This is a genomic window from Alkanindiges hydrocarboniclasticus, assembly GCF_001982605.1.
Lineage (GTDB): Bacteria > Pseudomonadota > Gammaproteobacteria > Pseudomonadales > Moraxellaceae > Alkanindiges > Alkanindiges hydrocarboniclasticus.
Genome location: NZ_MLCN01000071.1, coordinates 1 through 6,131, shown reverse-complemented (window position 1 = coordinate 6,131; position 6,131 = coordinate 1). Strand labels below are relative to the sequence as shown.

The 6,131-nt window shown below is 47.0% G+C and carries 6 protein-coding genes and 1 tRNA gene; 5 read left to right on the top strand and 2 right to left on the bottom strand.

What is annotated here, in order from left to right:
* The 4 genes from BKE30_RS15395 to pstB all read left to right on the top strand — a co-directional run.
* Positions 1-1,016, top strand: a 1,016-nt coding sequence (locus BKE30_RS15395) for a substrate-binding domain-containing protein (RefSeq protein WP_406564692.1), incomplete at its 5' end; no start/stop codon positions are given.
* A gap of 100 nt (positions 1,017-1,116) precedes the next feature.
* Positions 1,117-2,496, top strand: coding sequence for a phosphate ABC transporter permease subunit PstC (pstC, locus tag BKE30_RS15390; protein WP_076879436.1), 1,380 nt, complete (start codon positions 1,117-1,119; stop codon positions 2,494-2,496).
* A gap of 32 nt (positions 2,497-2,528) precedes the next feature.
* Positions 2,529-3,902, top strand: coding sequence for a phosphate ABC transporter permease PstA (gene pstA / locus BKE30_RS15385; protein WP_227518424.1), 1,374 nt, complete (start codon positions 2,529-2,531; stop codon positions 3,900-3,902).
* Positions 3,903-3,926: 24 nt separating this feature from the next.
* Positions 3,927-4,805: a phosphate ABC transporter ATP-binding protein PstB gene (gene pstB, locus BKE30_RS15380; protein ID WP_143253815.1), complete on the top strand. Its 879-nt coding sequence runs from the start codon at positions 3,927-3,929 to the stop codon at positions 4,803-4,805.
* Between the two features lie 78 nt (positions 4,806-4,883).
* Here pstB and BKE30_RS15375 read toward each other — a convergent pair whose 3' ends face one another.
* Complete coding sequence (locus tag BKE30_RS15375; RefSeq protein ID WP_076879434.1) at positions 4,884-5,519, bottom strand: SOS response-associated peptidase; 636 nt, start codon at positions 5,517-5,519, stop codon at positions 4,884-4,886.
* A gap of 230 nt (positions 5,520-5,749) precedes the next feature.
* Here BKE30_RS15375 and BKE30_RS15370 point away from each other — a divergent pair.
* Positions 5,750-5,826 (top strand) — tRNA-Ile (locus tag BKE30_RS15370).
* 111 nt (positions 5,827-5,937) lie between these two features.
* On the opposite strand, the gene BKE30_RS16120 is transcribed toward BKE30_RS15370, so the two are convergent.
* Positions 5,938-6,131: hypothetical protein (locus BKE30_RS16120; protein ID WP_227518422.1), on the bottom strand; the 194-nt coding region annotated here is incomplete at its 5' end.

Below are 6,131 nucleotides of genomic sequence, written 5' to 3'. Positions count from 1 at the left end.
TAAATGTAACATTACTTGCGGCAGCTACCTTGGGTGTGACCGTTTCAGCAAACGCTGCACGGAACAATATTCAAATTGCCGGTTCATCAACCGTATTGCCTTTTGCAAGTATTGTGGCAGAAGAGTTTGGCAATACCTATCCGCAGTTTAAAGCGCCTGTTGTCGGTTCTGGCGGTTCTGGCGCTGGCTTAAAGCAGTTTTGCCAGGGTGTTGGCGAAAACACCATTGATATTGCCAATGCTTCGCGTCCAATCAAGTCAGCTGAAATTGAAGCCTGTAAAAAAGCAGGTGTAAACAAGATTATTGAAGTGAAAGTGGGTTATGACGGCATTGTATTTGCCTCTAATTCTGGCAAAAAACCTTTTGCGTTAAAGCCATCCCATATTTATGCTGCACTGGCCGCTCAAGTGCCGTCAAAAAACAACAAACTGATGGCCAATCCGTTTACACGCTGGAGCCAGATTGATAAATCCCTGCCGGATCAGGAAATTGTACTGGTCATTCCGGCATCCAACCACGGCACCCGTGAAGTGTTTGAAGAAAAAGTGGTGCATCCGGGTTGCAACGTGTATGAATACAACCGTGGCCTGTCAGAAGCAGACAATAAAAAAGTCTGTTCCAGCTTCCGTAAGGATGGCCGGGTGATTGAAGTATCGGGTGATTACACTGAAACACTGGCACGCCTGAAAACCTCTCCAAATGCAGTGGGCGTTTTTGGCTTAAGCTTCTACGACCAGAACCGTGACCGTTTGCGTGTAGCAACCGTAAATGGCGTAACGCCCAGTGAAGCCACTATTGCCAGCGGCAAATATCCCGTGTCACGTCCACTTTACTTCTATGTGAAAGGCGAGCACATTGGTGTAATTCCAGGTTTACAGGAATTTGCTGAATTCTTCATGAATGAAAAAATTTCAGGTGCTGGTAGCCAGTTGCAGGAAGAAGGCCTGATTCCATTGCCTAAAGCAGAGCGTGCAAAAGTTCTGGCCACGATCAAGGCGCGTAAAACAATCAAATAATAAGCAGGCTGGAAGTGAACAATACATTTCCAGCCTTTGTTTTTTTGCTGTCACAAGACAGGCCCAATGTTAGTCATTTTTTAACATTGCTGGAGAAACTATGAATTTAATGCTGATTGGCATTTTGCTCGCTTTAACGGCAGTTGCGTATCAGGTGGGACTGGTACGCAGCAGATCCATTGCTGCCAAGGGGGAAAAGCAGGGCATATTACATTCAAGACCGGGCTATTACGGTACGCTGGTCGCATTGTGGTGTGGACTGCCTGCATTGCTGGTGCTCATTGTGTGGAGTCTGGTTGAGCCCGGCATTATCCGGCATATCGTGTTAAATGGTTTACCATCCAATATTGCTGCAACACTTAACGGCGCACAACTGGATGTGCTCATTGACCGCCTGAAAAATATTGCTTCGGGCTATGGGGTTAAGGATACACCAGCTCCTTATGAGTTGATGCTGGCACAACAATTAAAACAAGTCACACTAATTAACCTGTTCGCCAAAATTGCTGTGGTTTTTTCATTGGCGATTGTCGGGCTGGCTTATGCACGCCGCAAAATTTCTGCCCAGTTACGTGCCCGTAATAGTGTGGAAAAAGCCATTAAAGTGGCGTTGGCCTTATGTTCGGCCATTGCCATTTTAACCACGCTTGGCATTGTACTGTCCATGCTGGGTGAGGCGCTGCGTTTCTTTAAGTTTGTGAGTCCGGCTGATTTTTTCTTTGGCACAACATGGAACCCCGGCTTTAGCTCTACTGGCGGTAGTCAGGGTGAATATGGCCTGTTGCCGCTGTTGTGGGGCACATTAATGGTGAGTTGTATTGCCCTGTTGGTGGCAGTACCCATTGGCCTGATGGCAGCCATTTATATGGCTGAATATGCAACACCGCGGTTTCGTGCAGTTGCCAAGCCCATACTGGAGATTTTGGCAGGAATACCTACCATTGTGTACGGTGTGTTTGCCATGATGGTGATTGGCCCATTCTTTTCCATGCTGGGTGCGCTGGTTGGCGTGCATATTAATGCCACCAGTGCACTGACGGCTGGATTTGTCATGGGCATCATGATTATTCCGTTTGTGTCTTCGCTATCAGATGACATCATTATTCAGGTACCACGATCCTTGCGTGATGGTTCACTGGGCCTTGGTGCCACCAAATCGGAAACCATTCGTCAGGTGGTGCTGCCCGCTGCATTGCCGGGCATTATGGGCGCATTTTTGTTAGCTGCCAGCCGCGCCATTGGGGAAACCATGATTGTGGTGCTGGCTGCGGGCAATAGCCCCCAACTGCATGCCAACCCATTTGAAGCAGTATCTACAGTAACCGTCACCATTGTAAACCAGTTAACCGGTGATACCGACTTTGCCAGTCCACAGTCGCTGGTTGCGTTTGCCTTAGGTCTAACCCTGTTTGTCATTACGCTGGGTTTAAATGTCATTGCACTTTATATCGTGCGTAAATACCGTGAGCAATACGAGTGAATACCTCAGATACTTTATCCAGTAATGGCGGGCTGAATGAAGCCCAGCAAAAAGCAGATGAGCAGCGCCAGTTAGAACAACAGTTACGTCGCCGCCGTATTGCAAGCTCCTTGAGTCGTCGCCATCGCCGTGAAAAAATCTTTCGCCTGATGGGTATTGGTGCAGTACTGGCTGGTTTGTTCTTTGTGGCCTTGCTGTTTACCAGTATTTTGGCGCGTGGCTTGCCTGCATTTTGGCAATCCACTATTCATAGTAGCGTGTTTTTTGATCCGGCCTTAATTGATGTTCCGGCAAAACCACAAAAGCAGGCAGGTGAAAGTCCGGCCGCTTTTCAGGAACGCGAATTTGCATGGCAGACTGAACTGGGGATGGTCAACTGGAACCGCATTCTGGAAAACAGTATTGTGGCCAAAAAGCCGGAACTGGAAGAGTCCCGCCGCGATATCCGCAAACTGTTTAATAGCGATGAGCGCTATCACTTACGTGATATGGTCGTGGCTGATCCTGGCCTGATTGGCAAGACAGTGTCTCTGGAGTTTCTGGCTGATGCCAATGTGGATGTGTGGTTGACTGGCAAGATTGACCGTGACCTGCCAGATGACCAGCAGCAGCTTAGCCCGGAAGTGCGCCGCATTGCCGATCAGCTTAAGGAAGATGGCATTATCAAGCGTGAATTCAGTACCGCGCTGTTTTTAAACCCGGATTCACGCAGTGCACCTGCATCCAGTGGTCTGGCTGGCGCTTTTATTGGCTCGCTATACATGATGCTGATTGTAATTGTTATTTCAATCCCCATTGGTGTTGCCAGTGCCATCTATCTGGAAGAATTTGCACCAAAGAATTACATCACCGACCTGATTGAAGTCAACATTAACAATCTGGCCGCTGTACCATCCATTGTGTTTGGTTTGCTGGGTGCTGCCATCTTTATTAACTGGTTTCACCTGCCAATTTCCGCACCTCTGGTTGGCGGTCTGGTACTCAGTTTAATGACACTACCCACAGTGATTATTGCAACCCGTGCTTCATTAAAAGCAGTGCCTCCTTCCATTCGGCAGGCAGCGCTGGGGCTTGGTGCATCCAAAATGCAAAGCGTGTTTCACCATGTTCTGCCGCTGGCCATACCGGGTATATTAACCGGGGCCATTATTGGTGTGGCGCATGCACTGGGTGAAACTGCACCGCTGTTACTGATTGGCATGAAAGCATTTGTGGCCGATATTCCATCCACACCCCTAGATCAAGCCACCGCCTTGCCTGTACAGATTTACCTGTGGCAAGGTAACGAACTAAGAAACTTTTTTGAACCCAGAACTGCCGCAGCCATTATTGTGTTGCTGGTACTGCTCATTGGCCTCAATGGCTTTGCAATCTGGTTACGCAAAAAATTTGAAACGAGATGGTAATACGACATGATAAAAACCAACCAAATGGATAACGCCACCTATTCGGCCAAGAATGCGGCTGGGGCAGGCTACAGTGACTCATCCAGCACGCCGCAAATTCATATTTCGGTATCTGAACACGCCTCAAAGCCCAAAGCTGGCCAGCAGGATGTCAAGATTTCCACGCAGGGTGTGCATGTTTATTATGGGCAAACCGAAGCGATTAAAGGCATTGATTTAAATATCTACAAAAATGAAGTCATTGCTTTTATCGGGCCATCCGGTTGTGGCAAATCAACATTTCTGCGTACCCTGAACCGCATGAATGACACCATTGATAGTTGCCGTGTTACCGGTACTGTCAAAATGGACAATCAGGACATTTATGACCCCTCACTGGACGTTGTGTTGCTGCGCGCGCAGGTCGGAATGGTATTCCAGAAGCCTAACCCGTTTCCAAAATCCATTTTTGATAACGTGGCCTATGGCCCTAAATTGCACGGGCTGGCCAAGGATCGCTACGAGCTGGATGAAATTGTTGAAAACAGCTTGCGCCGGGCCGGTTTATGGGAAGAAGTGAAAGACCGTCTCACCCAGCCGGGTACAGGTTTATCTGGTGGTCAGCAGCAGCGCCTGTGCATTGCACGCACCATTGCCGTAAGCCCGGAAGTGATTTTAATGGATGAGCCGTGTTCTGCACTGGACCCGATTGCTACTGCAAAAGTGGAAGAACTGATTAGTGAATTATCCAGTCAGTACACTATCGCCATCGTAACGCACTCCATGCAACAGGCTGCGCGTGTGTCGCATCGCACGGCATATTTCCATCTGGGTGAGCTCATTGAAGTCAATGCCACCGAAAAAGTATTTACCCAGCCCGACCATCAACTGACCGAAGCGTACATCACAGGCCGTTTTGGTTAAGCAGTTAATGAGGCGTTAAGGTACTACTTCTGGCCTAAAGCATTACTTTGTCATTGCAATAAGATGACAAAATTAATCTTAGCGAGGAGCAGCCCAGGCTTTAAAGTCATCTGGACTAAACGAAGCCGCTGCTCCCAGTTCTTTTAGCATGTCTCTTGCAGTTTGCTGATCTGCTGTTAACCATTCCATGCGTAAGTACGGTGGAATAACGACCACTGTGCGTTTTTCATCATCGGGTGCATGGAACTGCTTCATCAGGGGATGCTGATCTGCATTGACCGTCAGCATGGTCATGGAGCGTACCAGTTCATTGTCCTGCTGCGCCAACTCATACAGTGCTGCAATGGTGAATGGTTGCTCATCCTCACGCTGAATGGCCCAGCGCTGTGCTTTACCCTGCAAATAACGTGGTTCATAGATACTTTCTACCGCAACCAGTGCAAACTGGTGATTACGCCAAGCCTGCCGGAAACTGGGTTTATCGGCTACGGTTTCCAGTCGTGCATTGTAGGTGTGCCGACTGATTTTGGTATCTTCTGCCCACTTTGGAATTAAGCCAAAAATCGCTTCACGCCATTCCATGTGATTTTTATGATTTACCAGAACTGGACTGCTGTAACCGGGATAGATCTCATTTTTATAGTCAAACGTGGGCGGAAACAAGTCCAGAATTGGGGAAAGCTCGGGGCGTAGCGGTTTAAAATTGGCACACATAAGCGCAAAGAATTTAACTATAATTTTTAAGTGTGACACAGCTTAAACTGGGCTACCATTTTAGTTTGGTTGTGCAGTAGTTTGAGGCTGGTGAAAAATAAGCCAACCTCATAAAAACTTTGTGTTTTGCCTTTGCAGCTTGAAAGACATGGTGTATTATCTGCCCGCAATGTAATTGATCTACTTGATAAAATTGATTTCTCATTTAATTAATTCTTATCAAAAATCAAGGGCCTATAGCTCAGTTGGTTAGAGCAGCGGACTCATAATCCGTTGGTCCCCAGTTCAAGTCTGGGTGGGCCCACCATATATTAAACCCCGTAAACCAAAGGATTACGGGGTTTTTCTATATAAAAAAAGAATAGGCTATTAAACTTTATGGACCACGTTAAGGTCTATCTCCTGAAAATCCGAAAGTTTATTTACTAGGAATTGCAGGAATTCCTGAAATAAATTTACTTTGATAGAGCCAATTTGCCCATTGCTTTATTGCACCACCATTTCTTATCTTAGAGGCATTGGTCCATGCTAAATCATATTCATTGGCAATATATTCTCCGATTTTTTTACCTGAAATATATTCATTAGCTTCCATGAGTTTAACGACTTCTA

What these genes read in the sequence shown, in the direction of transcription:
- pstB (WP_143253815.1), top strand. Translation starts at nt 3,927, where the DNA reads ATGGATAACGCCACCTATTCGGCCAAGAATGCGGCTGGGGCAGGCTAC.
- pstC (WP_076879436.1), top strand. Translation starts at nt 1,117, where the DNA reads ATGAATTTAATGCTGATTGGCATTTTGCTCGCTTTAACGGCAGTTGCG.
- BKE30_RS15375 (WP_076879434.1), bottom strand. Translation starts at nt 5,519, where the DNA reads ATGTGTGCCAATTTTAAACCGCTACGCCCCGAGCTTTCCCCAATTCTG.